At 43.2% G+C, this 15,319-nt stretch carries 11 protein-coding genes; 3 read left to right on the top strand and 8 right to left on the bottom strand.

All coding sequences use genetic code 11. From position 1 onward, the window contains the following. Positions 1-44: 44 nt before the first annotated feature. Entirely contained in the window at positions 45-593 is a 549-nt protein-coding gene (gene syd, locus CEX98_RS15200) for a SecY-interacting protein (RefSeq protein WP_099642895.1), read from the bottom strand. A gap of 185 nt (positions 594-778) precedes the next feature. Between syd and queF the strand changes: the two genes are divergently transcribed. Continuing rightward, positions 779-1,624, top strand: a complete 846-nt coding sequence (queF, locus tag CEX98_RS15195; protein WP_099642913.1) for an NADPH-dependent 7-cyano-7-deazaguanine reductase QueF — start codon at positions 779-781, stop codon at positions 1,622-1,624. Between the two features lie 59 nt (positions 1,625-1,683). Here the strand turns inward: queF and CEX98_RS15190 are convergent, their stop codons facing one another. The 4 genes from CEX98_RS15190 to CEX98_RS15175 are packed head-to-tail and all read right to left on the bottom strand — an operon-like array spanning position 1,684 to position 8,763. After that, a complete protein-coding gene (locus tag CEX98_RS15190) occupies positions 1,684-2,547 on the bottom strand; it encodes a peptidylprolyl isomerase (RefSeq protein WP_099642894.1) in 864 nt (287 codons plus the stop codon). Positions 2,548-2,549: 2 nt separating this feature from the next. Further along, positions 2,550-3,371 (bottom strand): transporter substrate-binding domain-containing protein, encoded by an 822-nt coding sequence (locus CEX98_RS15185; RefSeq protein WP_099642893.1) that lies wholly within the window; start codon positions 3,369-3,371, stop codon positions 2,550-2,552. Beyond that, a complete protein-coding gene (tamB, locus tag CEX98_RS15180) occupies positions 3,368-7,027 on the bottom strand; it encodes an autotransporter assembly complex protein TamB (RefSeq protein ID WP_099642892.1) in 3,660 nt (1,219 codons plus the stop codon). Before tamB ends, CEX98_RS15185 begins: the two co-directional genes overlap by 4 nt. After that, a complete protein-coding gene (locus CEX98_RS15175) occupies positions 7,027-8,763 on the bottom strand; it encodes an autotransporter assembly complex protein TamA (protein ID WP_099642891.1) in 1,737 nt (578 codons plus the stop codon). Before CEX98_RS15175 ends, tamB begins: the two co-directional genes overlap by 1 nt. A 238-nt stretch (positions 8,764-9,001) precedes the next feature. On the opposite strand from CEX98_RS15175, the gene CEX98_RS15170 reads away from it, so the two are divergent. Further along, positions 9,002-9,331 (top strand): ribonuclease E inhibitor RraB, encoded by a 330-nt coding sequence (locus CEX98_RS15170; protein ID WP_099642890.1) that lies wholly within the window; start codon positions 9,002-9,004, stop codon positions 9,329-9,331. A 21-nt stretch (positions 9,332-9,352) separates the two neighbouring features. On the opposite strand, the gene CEX98_RS15165 is transcribed toward CEX98_RS15170, so the two are convergent. The 3 genes from CEX98_RS15165 to pyrC all read right to left on the bottom strand — a co-directional run bounded on the left by CEX98_RS15165 (position 9,353) and on the right by pyrC (position 12,712). After that, on the bottom strand, positions 9,353-11,110 hold the full coding sequence (locus tag CEX98_RS15165; protein WP_099642889.1) for a DEAD/DEAH box helicase family protein: 1,758 nt from the start codon (positions 11,108-11,110) through the stop codon (positions 9,353-9,355). A 91-nt stretch (positions 11,111-11,201) separates the two neighbouring features. Further along, the gene (locus CEX98_RS15160; RefSeq protein WP_099642888.1) at positions 11,202-11,507 is read right to left on the bottom strand and encodes an H-NS family nucleoid-associated regulatory protein; all 306 of its coding nucleotides are present in this window, start codon (positions 11,505-11,507) and stop codon (positions 11,202-11,204) included. Between the two features lie 167 nt (positions 11,508-11,674). Further along, positions 11,675-12,712 (bottom strand): dihydroorotase, encoded by a 1,038-nt coding sequence (gene pyrC / locus CEX98_RS15155; protein WP_099642887.1) that lies wholly within the window; start codon positions 12,710-12,712, stop codon positions 11,675-11,677. Between the two features lie 183 nt (positions 12,713-12,895). Between pyrC and CEX98_RS15150 the strand changes: the two genes are divergently transcribed. Next, a complete protein-coding gene (locus tag CEX98_RS15150) occupies positions 12,896-15,262 on the top strand; it encodes a bifunctional diguanylate cyclase/phosphodiesterase (RefSeq protein ID WP_099642886.1) in 2,367 nt (788 codons plus the stop codon). The last annotated feature ends 57 nt before the right edge of the window (positions 15,263-15,319 follow it).

The following is a 15,319-nucleotide window of genomic DNA, read 5'->3' as shown; positions in this document are numbered from 1 at the left end:
TTTGTGCATCAATAGCTCACTTCATTGACCAAGTTGCCAACAGCTTATGGATAGTTTGCAATCAAGCTATCCACAAACTCTGCAATTGAGTCTGCCAGCACATGATGCTGTTTTTTCCCGACAAACTCTAGCCCAACCTTGCCCGTCGCGATATCTACCGATACCAGTAAATCATCCGCCTCGGTGAGGCCAATAAAAATGGTTTCAGGTTGCTTAAGTCGGCGCTTCATTAAAATATGACCAGTGATGTTCTGCTGCAAGCGCTCAAAGTCATCTTCGTTCCAAGCTTGCAACAACTCGATTTGTCTACCTTCAATAAAGGCAATAATATTGCCAGCAAAGCAATCACCATACAGCGCATTAATCCCTTCGGGAAACGGTGTTTCTAACGCAAGGGCTAAGTCATCAAGGCGGCCAGCTGGTGAACGTTCAACCGCTTGCCACTTGATTTCATTGAGCTTATTTGGTTCGCCTTGCTCACATGGGCTTGGCCAACTGGCGTCATGTTCAGTGCTAGGTAAATCTTGAAAGGTTTTTTGGTAATATTCTGCATGGGCTTGATGTAAGCGCGCCATCGCAACAGACTGAGTCATAAATAAGGCTCTCTAGATATTTGTCTCACCTTTTCACTTAACACCAATCGACTTAATTCTCCAGCTAAGATAATGCGGAAAATAGCTCGTTTATAAAATACAATTGGTATAATAAAGCAAATTGGGATTAATCCCGTGGTGAACATTCGTTATAATAAGCGCATTGTAACGAGAATTGAATGAACATGACAGACTACAATAACTCGCCAGAGCTGCAATCTTCTGTACTTGGAAAAACCACAGAATATGCCAGTGTTTATACCCCCAGCTTACTGCACCCAATCGCTCGTAAGCTCAACCGTGACCAAATCAACGTCGATGGTGCTGCGTTGCCGTTCAAAGGTGAAGACACTTGGACTGGCTATGAGCTATCTTGGTTGAATAACAAAGGCAAACCGCAAGTCGCCGTTGCCACTTTTGTTTTTCCTTGTCAGAGCGCTCATATCATTGAGTCAAAGTCGTTTAAGCTATATTTGAATAGCTTCAATCAAAGCCGATTTGAATCAATGGAAACTGTACGTCAAACGCTTGCCGCCGATTTATCAGCTGCGTCAAATAGCGAGGTTAAGGTAACGCTGTTTGGGGCCGATGATTTCGATTGTATTCCTTTTTCTCGGCTTCCAGGTGAGTGCATTGACGAGCTAGACATTGAGGTTGATACCTATACACCAAACAGTGACTTACTCAAGCTTGCATCTGATGATATTGTTGAAGAAACACTGCATAGTCACCTACTTAAATCTAACTGTTTGATCACCTCACAACCTGATTGGGCAAGTGTAGTGATAAGTTATCGCGGCAAGCAAATCGACCGTGCCGCTTTGCTGAGGTATCTCATTTCTTTTCGTGATCACAACGAGTTCCATGAACAGTGTGTTGAGCGTATTTACTGTGAGTTATGGCGCACATTTAATCCCGAGAAACTATCGGTTTATGCACGCTATACACGGCGCGGAGGGTTAGACATCAACCCATATCGCTCAAGCGAACAAGACCAAACACCTTACACGGTCAGAACCAACAGACAATAAATAATAAAAAGCCATGTAACACATGGCTTTTTATTAGACTTAGTGCTGCTACTTTATTGTTAATCAGCGCTTTCTTGCATTTCTACAGGTACAGGCACCGAACATACATCGGTGTGATCAGGCGTATCCACAAACCAATCCCCCGCTCTATTTTTACGTGCAGCAATCAGTGCTGAAAATATGGGTGTCTCTGTTTTTAAGCGTTTAAAAGAAGGTGCCCCTTGAATATCTGCAAGCACCGACACGGCATTTATCACGTTGTAAGCTTGCCCCTTAGTTGGTGCTCGATCTAAGTGCTGAACATGCTCCATCCCCGCCAGTAACTGACCAAATACAGTTGTATTTTTATCAAGATATCGCTGCGGTGTTAGTGTGATATAAAACTCAGTTCCGCCACTGTTCACCTCATTAGTTCTAGCCATGGCAAAAGCACCTACGCAATGGGTCATCCAAGTTTTCGTCCCTGCTTCATTTTGTGCAACCGCAAAACCGTTACGAAACCCGGTGCGAGGAGCATACCCATCAACAGCGTTGATAGGAGTAATGGCAAGCTTGGTATCTGTAGGATAATAAAACTCCGCTGCAACGGCTTTTTTGCCTTTCTGTGGTACTTTTTTATCCGACATGTCACCCCCTTGCGCCACAAAGTTCTCCACGAATCGATACATGCTTAAGTTGTTATAAAACCCCTCGCGCGCGAGCGCTTTGATGTTTGCTACATGATTGGGCGCAAGCTCTGGATTCAGTGCGACATATACAGGCCCCGTTTGCAAATCAATTTTGAGAATGTTTTCTGGGTCTAGTTGCTGCCAATCTTTGGGCTCTGCTGCTGCAAGCACCTCCGACGGTGATTTTGCATATGGCTTTGCAAATACAAGTGATGAAGTAGCGGCAAGCGCGATGAGTAGTAAGGCCTTTTTCATTATTATTTTCCTTGTTTATACCAATAAAATGGCACCTCCAGCGGCGCACTGGGCGGCAGGTTTTGATTGTCTAATTCTATGACCGTTTTGTTTTTAAGGTCCAGCTTTTCGAGGCGAGTGGAGAAATACTGCAAAAAGAGTGCCTCAAAGCGACCATCTTGAAGTGCGCTTTTGAGGCCCCTCCTTAATTTGCTGTGTAACTGTTGATTAGCTTTTGCGACAAAAAAGTAGACTGCCGATGGGTAGTAAAACACTACATTTTGATCTGCGACTAATTGTGGCTCATTTACTACCGTTTCAATGCTGATCAAATCGCTTGGCAAAATATCAAAGCGTTTTTTTGTAAGCATTTCATAGCCACTCGCTTCTTGTGTAAAAGCAGTAACGGTTAACCCATTTTGTTCAAAGATTTCTCGGTCTGGCCAATCATGTCGAAGACCGAAAGTAATGCCTCGTAAATCGCCTATGTAGCGCACAGGTTTAAGTAAATCTCGATTGTCTTGGTGTACCAAGGGAATACGATAACCAAGGATCCCCTTTACCAGAGGAATACGAATAGCCCTCGCCACCTGTTCCCGCTGCGAATTGGTTACTAACCAACTAATATCTAGCCCGCCTGGTTCTCCTAATAATCGGAGCGCTCTGTCTTGTGTTGGTATGCTTCGAACCGATACCAACCTGCTTGGCTCTGAATGATAAGACAAGGCAAGGGTGAGTAATTCAATGATATAGGGATCAGCACCTGCGCTAATTCTTATCTCTGATGTTTCTTGCGCTTTAGCCGAAAACAAAATACAGCTCAGCACCAGCCACAGCAACCTCATTTATCATCCCAATCAAACTTGTATAGGAAGTCTATGCTATTATACAAGCCGCTCGTTGCTTCAACATAAAACTTTGAAAAGACCCGATAGCGCAACGCAATTTCATTAATCGACTCAAATACTCCAACACGATAACTGACTTGAACATTAGGGGTGATATAACCAGACACTTCAACTTGGGTATCGTCGCCACTGCCTTTTGCCGATAAATTCACATCAGAAAAGCCCAAAGACTCCCCTGCTTTACTAAAAAACCCTTCGCTTCGGTCTATCCCTTGTGAGAGCAAAAACTGGGTAAGCAAGGCATTATTAGAGGTTTCAGACTCGCCTAACGGCTGGCCGTTCAGCAAATAAGACAAGGCTTTGGCCTGATCCATTGCTGGCTCAGAAAAGACAGTCAATCTTGGCTTCGCAATATTTCCTGTTAGCTCAACTCCGGCAATGACATCATTGGCAGTCGCTGCTGGATTACGAATAGCACGAATGTTTAAGTAAGGTTTATCTAGCGCCCCGTTAAAGCCAATTTGACCCGTACGAATGAGCAAGTCTTGTCCAAAGGCACGGTATTTACCCTCTCTCAGTTGCAGCTCACCTGTTGCTAACATAGGGGATTCTAGCTGTTTGTCGATCTCGATTGACCCCGTTACAAAGCTATCTAACCCTAATGCTTTAACTCTGAAATTGTCTTTTACGGCAAGCTTGAGGTCGATCTCATGTTGAATAGGCACCGACATCTGCTTTTTCACTTTAGCATCAACAATGATTTCATCGTCACTCGGGGAGGTTACGCCCTCTGGCAAAGACTCGATGTTTACTCGTCCAAACGGTACAATAATTTCTCCAAGTACCCGAGCAACCTTATCTTTGTATGCTAAGGTCAGATCTGGGCTTGCGGTTAACTCAATTTGCGAGTCGGGTTGTACATAGATATTCTCCCCTTTTATTTTAACCTCAGCCGCTACACCTGACGCCCAATTCGCTTCCCCTGTAAGCGCCACATTTCCGCCTCGAGCGGCGTTCAGCTGCGCTTCAAGTTGAGCAGATGTGGTATTAAAATTCACATTGATATGGCCTGAGTCCACTTCAACAGGTAATGAATCTGACGCCAAAAATAAACGCTGAGCGGTTACTTTACCGTTAACCTCAGGCGCAGCCAAGCTCCCAGAAAGTTTGATGTCTCCCTGCACCTCTCCTTGTAGATCAAAACTTTGCTCTGTCACCCGATTAAGAAGTGCCGATAACTTAGCCAGTTCAATCGACTCAATTTGAATATTGCCCAACAGCTCAGGGACTTGCTTGTTCAACGGTATTTGGGTATCGCCGCTAAATCGCCCTAAGGTATCCGAGTTCATATGCCAATCAGCGTGCAACTGTTTGTTATCGGTGTTGAGTAAGGCCTTAAACTCAGAAATAGTAAACGTTTGGCCATGAGTTGTAACTCCAGCCTCAATGACCTCCAGTTGACCATTAGCTTGAGTCACTTTTCCTTTGTTCCAGGCTAAGGTAGCATTTGCCTTCGTTTCACCTTGGACTTTTAACGTTTGAGGTAACCAGCTTTGTAGCTGTTCGAGCGCTAACTTGTCTAAGCTGAACTCTGCTTGTCCCTGTAAACCCTCTTGTTTTGCTGAAAAACACAAATTAGTGCTATCCATTTGCCAACACTGCTGCGCAAGTTGTTGAGTTTGTTTCCCTAGGATTATTGCTGCAGGCTCTCTCAGTGCTAGCGTTCGGCCTTGTGAGGTCAGCTCTCCTGCGGTTAATTCGCCATGCCATTTAGCCTGCTGAACTTTGCCATTGACAGTAATACTCGCAATTGCTCGCTTATCACGAACATCAAGGGTCACTGTATGGTTTTGTTGATCTCCTTTAGCGCTGAGGCGAATATCTTCAACGGTTTCTGAATTGAACACCACCTTGTCCAGTGCCACCCCAACTTGTCCCGTCACTGCATTAGCAATATCGACTTTGCCATGAGTGGATAACCCTTGCAGTAGCATATCTTGGTATCGCACTGACTCAATTTGTACATTCGTTTGGATGACAGGTTGCAGATGGTTGCCCTGAATAAAGACTTCACCGTGGCCTTTAACATCTGCTGGAATTAATGCATTAGCGGTTTGATCAAGCTGAAAATCAACATCTAAATCTAAGGTCTGACCGAGCGCTCCGCTTACCGATAGAGTGTTCTTTCCGTAATTCACGCGAGCATGGCTCAGCTCACCGAGTAGACGTTCATCCACCTTCACTTTCACGTCTGCATTCAATGGCGTTCCTGCCACTTTTCCTGCAAGCGTAAAACTATCTATATCAAGCTGCCACTGCTGTTGTTCACTAGCAAAGCCCAGCGCAAACTGTCCGCCCAACATATCGCTTGCTGTTAACCCAGCGTCGTATTGTAATATGCCCAGCAGCCTATCAATTGGAAGCTTTGAAAAATTACCAGCGAGTTGCCCTTTTACCCCTTTAGACCAATTAACTTGCCCATTGAGCTGAGCTTTTGCCTGCTCCAGTGCTAGCTCCGCTTTGTCCAAGGTAAACGCTTGAAGCCCTCCTTGTCCGCTGAGTGCTGAGGTTATGTCACCAAACTGGCGGGAGTATAAAGACAATGCACTAGACAAACTGTAGTTCGAAGCATCGCCTCGCAGCGTTAAGTTCGCATTGTTTAACCTTACAGGTTGTGACGGTGACACCATTTTATCTATTTGCCCTTGCACCTCAAATGGCCAGTTCTGACGTGTTAAGTCAACCTCGGCCTGAAGTGTTGCAAACGCCATGCCTTGTGTGTTCACTCGCAATAAAAGCTCGCTTGGCTGCCCAGTTAAGTTAAAATTGGCCAAGCCCTCTGGCGCACTTAAGGTGGCTCGCAAATCAACAGTCCAACTTTCGAGTGCAACATCAGCTGCCGTGGATAAAAAGTAGGATTGATAATTAAGCTGAGCGTTTTCAACTGTAATGTTTTTGTCTAGCACCACATGAACAAGTTTAATATTGTTGAGCGTTTGCTCATCCAACGACAAGGTATCAATGGTTAGCTCACCCACCTCAGCTGTCAGTGGCAAACTAATATTGGGCAGCTGCAAAGGCGCTAACTCATCAAGTGACACCGACGACTTAGCTGATGCCGGCGGCGTCGTAGCCTTGGTCGTCAGCTGCAGTGTATCTAGCGATAATTGTGGCACTTGAAAGTGAGAATCAGACCCAGCAACCTGCATATTAAGTGCTTTCAAATTCACTGTAATGGTAGGCGTTTCCAAAGATAACTGCTGGATTCTTGCCTGTTTTATCGCCACTGGTAACGGCAGCACTATTGGGCCGGACGCTTCGTCGTTGGCTTCACGGGAACCTTCGCGCTTTTGTACTATGGCAATCGTGTTCGCATCCATGGAGATACAAATACTGGCACACGTTAGCCATTCTACGTTCACCTGAGTGTTTCGCAGGCGGATCGCGATATCGTCATTTTCATACCGTAACGTAAGGTTAGCACCAGATAATATTCGTTTGTCGATACTCTCAATTTGCAGACCTGAAACCGTTTTATTGGCTACCCAAACCAGTAATTTCTGCCCTGGTAATGTAAAACACACGCAAACCAATAAAATAAACAGGCTGATAATGGCAGTAACGATTTTGATTCTTAAGTTTCTAAACTGCATTAGATCTCTGGCCCTATAACAATACTTAATCGAGTGCTTTTACTGTCTTTCGTTAATCCCCATGCGTGGTCGAGTCGGATGGGGCCTACTGGAGTTAGATAACGAAAACCAAACCCAGCGCCTACTTCCCATGCATCGGAAAAGTCATTGGTCGCAGTCCCGGCATCCACAAACAAAGCAGCTCGCCAACTTGGGTGGAACTGATAGTTGTATTCCAACGTTCCCGTTGCTAAATATTTACCCCCTAAGATCCGCCCTTCGTCGTCTCGCGGGCCGACCGATTCGTAAGCAAAACCGCGAATACTCTGATCACCACCGGCAAGAAAGCGATGGGTAAACGGTATTTGATCTATATTTTTAGTAACGATGGCGCCAAGGTCTAAACGGCCAAAGAAAAGATGTTTGGTGTCAAAACTTCTCAGCCATTCATTATTCCATCGCACTTTTAACATGTTCGCTGAAGACAGCAATGAATCGGCAGCCCCTTCTATAGAAATCAAGCGTTTGTTACCCCAGTAAGGTAAAGCGCCACCCTTGCTCTCTTTTTTCAAATAGCTGATCCCAGGTATTAGCATTTCGGTTTTTTGTGTTTCGTTTTTTTGCTCTGTCGATTCGTGCTCACGTTTTATAAAGGCAGTCCTTACCCAATCATCTTCAGTTAACCATTGCCGCTGTACTTGTACATTCCAGATCCGGCTATTAATACCTTCCGTTACCTCGTCCTGCAACTGATACCCACCTAACACACGCCATAAATCGTCGTTGGGGTTATCTACTGGAATGGTATAGCTTGCGGTCACATCCTGTTGTTTTTGAGATACACGGAGGTTTGACTCAAAGGAGTGACCATCTTCGGTTATCCATGGTTTTATCCACTTGAAACGCATTTTTGCACCAACATCGTCGCTGTAACCGGCGCCAACTTCAAAGCTATTTGCCGGCTTATCCTCAACGCTAACCCTCACCGGGATCTGGTCGCCAGTTCGGTCTTTAAGTAGTGGATATACTTTGATGGCACTAAAATAAGGCGTTTCATTTAATGATAAGTTAAAGTCAGAGAGTAAGCTTGCCTCAAATGGCTGTCCCTTAGAAAAGGGGCTTAATGAGCGAATATAATTGGCCGCTTTGGTATCGCCTTCAATGGCAAGTGCGCCAAATTGATAGCGTTTGCCTGTATCTAGTAACAGACGTACACCCGCGTAACGATTACCTTTATGGATCAGCAGCTTAGACTCTTGCCATTGATAATCAAAATAGCCAAGCTCCAAAAGCTCGCTCTCGAAGCGGCTTTTCGTTGCTTGGTAATCACTGTGATTGACTTGTTTGTCGATTTGAATAGGAACATCTTTTATCAGTGCAACTAAGTCTGAGTTATCTTTTCCAGAGCCGATGAGCTCAATTTTAATATCTTTCCATTTAAGCGGAGCCTCAAGCTTGACCAAAGCCTTAATTTCACTGCCCTCACCACTCAAATTAATCGTAAAATGATAAAAACCCAACGCATGTAAAGCACGGCGTATATCTGCACGCATTTCTTTGATCACTCTTGGTGCTTTGGGTTTGCCTTGGTAAGACTTTAGAAAACCAGCAATATTGTCTTGTACTGCGCTGTTATCGACATTTACTTCTATACTGGTTATTTTCGGCACCGTTGGTCGAGACTCGGCCACCGCTTTAGACGCTGAAAAATAACACACCAGTAGTGCTAAATGTAAAAAAAAGAAATACGGCTTCATTGATGTAAAACGACCTACATATCGTGATTTAAAGGCTTTGCTACTGCCATTGTGCTTGTGAAATTGAATACTGTAAAACGACTTTTTAGACAAACCGCTATTTTACTGATTATAAGCTGAACATCAGGTGTATTTTGTTGTAACACCGCACTTTTATCGCACATTTATTCGCATTCATCCTTTTTATTTTCTCAGAGATGACGGACAATAGCAGCAATTGAACCTGCAGAGTGAAATTATGCAATTCCCAAATGATGATAACGGTGAACTCTTAGCTGAAATAGCCGCTGCTGGCGTTGACTTAACGCAAATGCAGAATATCGATTTTTATATTCTTTTTGAACAAGCGGATGATGCAAAACGCTTTATCGACGCCATTGAGAAGGATGACTTGGCACCAAAAACCCAATTACAAAAATGCCCAGATACTGGTGTATGGGAAGTGATCACTACCGTCACTATGGTTCCTATGCATGAGCTACTCAGTCAGACCGAGCAATACTTAGAGAGCATTGCAAATAGTCACGAAGGTTATGGCGATGGCTGGGGTTTAATGGCTGACGAATAATCAGCTGACAGAATAGAAAGGCTAACTTTTGTCAGCCTTTCTGTAGTTTCCTTGATAATCGAATAACTTTTCTGATACCTGCCAGCCAAACTTTTTATGTAGTTTTGCTATCACAAAATCCGGCGCGATAAGTTCAGTTCCATCGACCTCTTCAGCCTTCTGCCATTTACCAGCTTCTGTTGTTGATTTGCGTCTTTTTGCAAATTGCTGGTGAAACACAAACACACTTTTTTGATTAGAAAAATCATACACTTCACTGCAACTGGCACCGTCTTCATCAAAGTAGGTGAGCTTTAGTTTATTGCCATTGAGAGGCTCGCAACTCAGTCCACAACAACGTAGCACCATAGCATGCTTTAAATTCAGCGCAGCACGAAGCTTATCATCAGGATCGGCCATTACTTCACCACACTGATGGCATTGTCGCGCAGCGATATCATTTTCTGCACCACAGTGATCGCACTCTTTAAATTTAAATCGGTAGTCACATTGCTGTGCGTCCCCTTCATCGTCTTCAAGTAATCCTTGGCAACGGCGACCAAAATGCTCAATTACTTTACCCTGCTCATCCACTTTCCCCCAAAATATGTTGGCAAAGCCGCAACCAGGGCAAAGCACTTGCACTGGCTCATTATCAGAGTTGGGCTTTTTAGCGCCGACTTCAGGCGCAAACAAATCAAAGTCATTGCCAGCATAATCTATCACTAGGCAATCTTCTTTGCTGTTATCCAATCTCAACCCACGACCAACAATCTGTTGATAAAGGCTAACCGACTCTGTTGGCCTCAAAATAGCAATAACATCTACATGGGGGGCATCAAACCCAGTGGTCAGTACGGAAACATTAACCAGATACTTAATTTTTTTGCTTTTAAATTGTGTGATCAATTTGTCTCGTACCTGAGACTGGGTTTCTCCAGTAATTAATGCACTGCAATCAGATGGCAAATATCCTAGTATTTCTTTTGCGTGCATTACCGTTGCTGCAAATATCATCACGCCTTTTCGGGCTTCGCTAATACTCAATAAGTGTTCGATTATACTTTTAGTCGCTCGGGTCTGAGACTGGAGTAAAGTATTCATATCAGACTCAGAATAGCGCCCAAATGAATCTGTACTTAAACTGGAAAAGTCGTAATTTTCTACTGCCGGATCGATTTTGTTTGGCGGTGTTAGATACTCATTTTTTATCATATACCTAAGTGGCAGCTCGTAAATACAATGCCTAAATGGCGAATCCTCTTTTCCTCGAATAAAGCCATGATAATGTTTATGATAAATCCAACCTAGCCCCAAGCGATATGGTGTTGCCGTTAGTCCGAGCAACTTTAAGTCAGGATTAAACTGCATCAACTGAGTTAATATTTTTTGATACTGACTATTATCCTCATTGCTCACTCTATGACATTCATCAATGATCACTAAAGAATAAAACTGGTCTAACTGTGACAAATTTCGAGACAATGATTGTACGCTAGCAAAAGTGACTTGGTGTTGTAATGATTTTTCTCTTAACCCCGCAGAGAAAATACTGGCTTGTAAACCATAATTTTTATACTTTTGTGCATTTTGCTCAACTAGCTCTTTTACATGGGTTAATACCAGAATTTTATGTTTAGCAAGTTTTGCTAGTTCCGCAATGACTAAGCTTTTACCAGCGCCTGTAGGAAGTACAATTACCGCAGACTCACTCGTTTTACGAAAGTGTGCCAAGGTATTTTGTACCGCCTCTTGCTGATAAGGTCGTAATACGTAAATAAGCGCCTCAGGACATAACAAATAGATTCAAAAAAGGCGTATCTTTATGATACGCCTTTTGTGTAGGCTTTAAACCAGCGCAATATATAAAGCGCCAGTAATCAGATAATTCCTAGATTAGATAATCATCAAGGTTTACACCTTGGAAAACTTTTGGTGTTTTACCGCGGCCAGTCCACTCAATAACTTCACCGTCTTTCTCAATACGATATTTCGCTTTTACTTTTGAGCGACGATCTGATGGGCCATTACCTACTAAATCATCAAGCGTCAGTCCTTTTTCTTTCAACATTGCCATTACTTCTTGCTTGGCTTGTTGTTGTTCCTTTTGCTCGTCCAGTGCTTTTTGGATAAGCTCTAACGCTTTTTCTAAATCACTATAACTTGCATTTTTTACAAAAGACTTGATCTCACGCATTGATACTCTCTCATTTAAGCTTTGTTTTAATATTTATATTGAATACTATATTAAAATTTTTAAAAAACAAATTCTATTCTATGAATTTTAAATTTGTTACAAAAAAAGCGCCTTAATGGCGCCCTTTTATGAGATTTAAGAACTTTTAATTACATTTTGTTTAAATCTCATTCAACTTTCCAGTCAATTGTACCACCCGCTTTGATTGGCACTACTGACCCATCACCCAATTTATACGTTTCCGGTACTTGCCAAGGTGCTTTAATTAAACTGATTGTATCTTGATTGCGCGGCAGATTATAAAAGTCGGGGCCATAATGACTTGCAAAGCCCTCAAGTTTATCTAGTGCACCCGCTTCTTCGAATGCCTCAGCATAGAGTTCAATGGCAGCATGGGCTGTATAAGCACCTGCACATCCACAAGCCGCTTCTTTTTTATCTTTGGCATGAGGCGCCGAATCCGTGCCCAAGAAAAACTTTTTACTTCCGCTAGTTGCTGCTTCAATTAATGCTTGTTGGTGCGTATTACGCTTCAAGATTGGTAAGCAATAGTAATGTGGGCGAATACCACCAGCCAGCATATGGTTACGATTATAAAGAAGGTGATGTGCCGTAATTGTTGCAGCCACGTTGTCTGGTGCTTGATTGACAAAGTCAACGGCATCTTTTGTCGTAATATGCTCAAGCACGATTTTTAATGTTGGAAAATTATCGACAACTTTTGATAACTTGGTCTCAAGAAAGACTTTTTCTCTATCAAAAATATCAATTGATGAATCTGTTACTTCACCGTGGACAAGCAGCAACATACCTACTTCTTGCATTGCTTCAAGCGCTGGGTAAACATTCTCAATATCTGTTACCCCAGATGCTGAGTTAGTCGTTGCGCCGGCTGGATATAGCTTGGCGGCAACAATATGACCTGTAGCCTTAGCTTTTCTGATTTCTTCAGGAGTCGTATTATCCGTAAGGTATAACACCATAAGCGGCTGAAAGTTACCTTGTGGATTAGCCGACATGATACGGTCACGATAGGCTAAGGCGCTGTCAGTACAAGTGGCAGGGGGAACTAAATTAGGCATGATAATCGCCCGGCCCATATAACGGCTGATATCTCTTACCGTATCAACTAATACGTCGCCGTCACGCAAGTGTACGTGCCAATCATCAGGTCTTGTAATCGTTAGAGTTTGTTTGCTGGTCATTGCTCTCTTCCACTGCTGAATTTGCCCGATCATAGGCCGCACTACCGTGATAGTAAAGTTTTTACGGTAAACCTTAGGTTATTTCACGTTGTTAGGCTCCCACTACACCTTTTAAATTTTTCAACATTGGTAAATATGTGCAAATTAAGTTAACTTATTAGTAGCTTTTTATGAGAAATATGTATGCTATCTGAGAATCAAAAATTAGAATCAAAAACCGAGCAGCTTAGCATCATCAACCAATTTTCCTCGTCGCTGCTGCACTTGACAAAATTAGACGAGCTATTTGAATACGTGACCACACAAGTGGTCAACAGGCTTGGGTTTGTCGATTGTGTTATTTATCTTGCCGACCCTTATCAAGAATACCTCGAAGTAGCCGCCAGCATGGGCGTCTCTGGCACAGGCAATAATGGGGACTATCGTGTTGAGCAAACCAGAATAAAAATTGGCTCAGGTATCACCGGACAAGTGGCGATAACTCGAGCGCCTTTTATCTCAGGTGATGTGGCATCTCACCCTATGTATATTGCAGATTTAAGGCCTGCTATGTCAGAGCTGTGTGTACCGCTTGAATATGATGAGCACTTAATCGGTGTGATTGACTGTGAGCATCCACAGCCCAATTACTTTACTTCTGCGCATTTGCAAATATTGTCCACCGTAGCCCATTTACTCAGCGCCAAAATTCATCAACTTAGAACCTTAGAAAACCTGCAATCGACGATTGCTCAGCTGCATCAGGCACAAAACTTAGAAAAGTCTTTGCTCAAAATTGCAAATATTACCTATCGCTTTGAGAACCTTGAGGCGTTCTACGACGATTTATATAAAATTATTGCTTCACAACTCTGTGCAGAAAACTTCTTCATTGGTTTATACGATACTCAGCAAGATATTCTAGAGATCGACTACTTAATTGAAGGCGGCGAAAAATGCAGCGCGCATCAAAAAGTTTCTAAAGACCAAATCAAACACAGTGCTTCTTATTTTATCTTAAAAAATCAACGCCCATTATTATGTGATAATGACCAATTTAGCGCTCATATTCAGCGTGGTGATTTCAAAATGGTGGGTCGCTCTCCTCGCTCTTGGTTGGGTGTGCCATTTTTAGTAAATGAGCAATACCAAGGGGTGATTGTATTACAAAGTTATAATAACGATCAGGCATTTATTAACCACGACTTGTCTATTTTAACTTATATCAGCCGTCAAGTTAGCATGGCAATAGACCGCCAGCTTTCGAGACAGGCACTTGAGCACCGAGCATTACACGATGACCTAACAGGACTGGCCAATCGCTATTTACTATTAGAGCGCGTTAAACACGCTATTTTGAGACTCGCAAGAGTAGAGTCTGCCAATATGCACTGTCTGGTTTATCTCGACTTAGATAGGTTCAAAAGCATAAATGACTCACTGGGGCATGATGTTGGAGATCACTTCCTCATCGCCATTGTAGAAAAGATTAATGCCTGCATTCGTAAGACCGACACCTTCTCTCGGTTAGGTGGTGATGAGTTCGCTATTTTTATCGAGAATGTAAAAGACAAACAACAGGTCGCGATACTGCTTGATCGGATCACAAAAGCTATCACTAAACCATTGCATATCGACGGGCATGTGCTGCAGGCCTCTGGGAGTATAGGGGTGGCCTTTACAGACAAAGAATCTGACAGTGCCATTAACTTACTACAACAAGCCGATGCGGCCATGTATGAGGCCAAATCATCCGGCCGTGGTCAGATTTGTTATTTTAATAACGCGATGCGCAAACGCCTCAAGCAACAGGCTGACATAGAAAACGACCTGCAACACGGCATCAAAAATGACGAGTTTACTCTGTATTATCAGCCGATATTTTCATTAACCTCTGGGGCTATTGTTAGTTTTGAAGCGCTGGTTCGCTGGTTCCACCCAAAAAACGGCTTAGTGTCTCCCGATGCTTTTATACCAATCGCAGAGCAAACGGGGCAAATCATTGAATTGGATTTACATCTGCTCACACTGGCTGCCAAACAACTCAAACGATGGAAAGATCAAAAGCAGCCCAAGGCACGGATCACCGTTAACGTTTCTTCCCGCCATTTTGCAAGCCTTGAGTTTGTCGACATAGTGAAACGACTCTATCAGGATTATGATCTAACACCTGGCTCCCTTTGTTTAGAGATAACCGAATCAGGACTCATCGCAAACCTTGCCCTTGCGACTAAAATTATTAAGGGGTTGGAGTCACTTGGTGTAAAACTCTACCTCGATGACTTTGGTACGGGATACTCCGCATTGGGGTACTTACACCAATTACCAATCCATGTGCTCAAGATTGATAAAAGCTTTATTGATCAGCTAACTGAAAAGGAAAACCCACTAGTCGATGCTATTTTAAAGCTGGCTCAATCTCTCAACTTGACCGTGGTAGCAGAAGGCATAGAGTCACAAACTCAATGGCAATTATTGAAGCAAAAGGGCTGCCAATTTGGACAAGGCTATATTATTTCTAAGCCTTTACCTGCAGACCAAGCGATGGCATTTTTGCTAAGCCGCAGCTAAACAACGCAGCGATATAACTCCCTCTAGTTCAACACAGTGAAGGTAGCGGGAGCTATT

It is taken from the genome of Pseudoalteromonas piscicida, assembly GCF_002744175.1.
Lineage (GTDB): Bacteria > Pseudomonadota > Gammaproteobacteria > Enterobacterales > Alteromonadaceae > Pseudoalteromonas > Pseudoalteromonas piscicida_B.
This window is presented reverse-complemented; position numbering and strand designations above follow the sequence as displayed.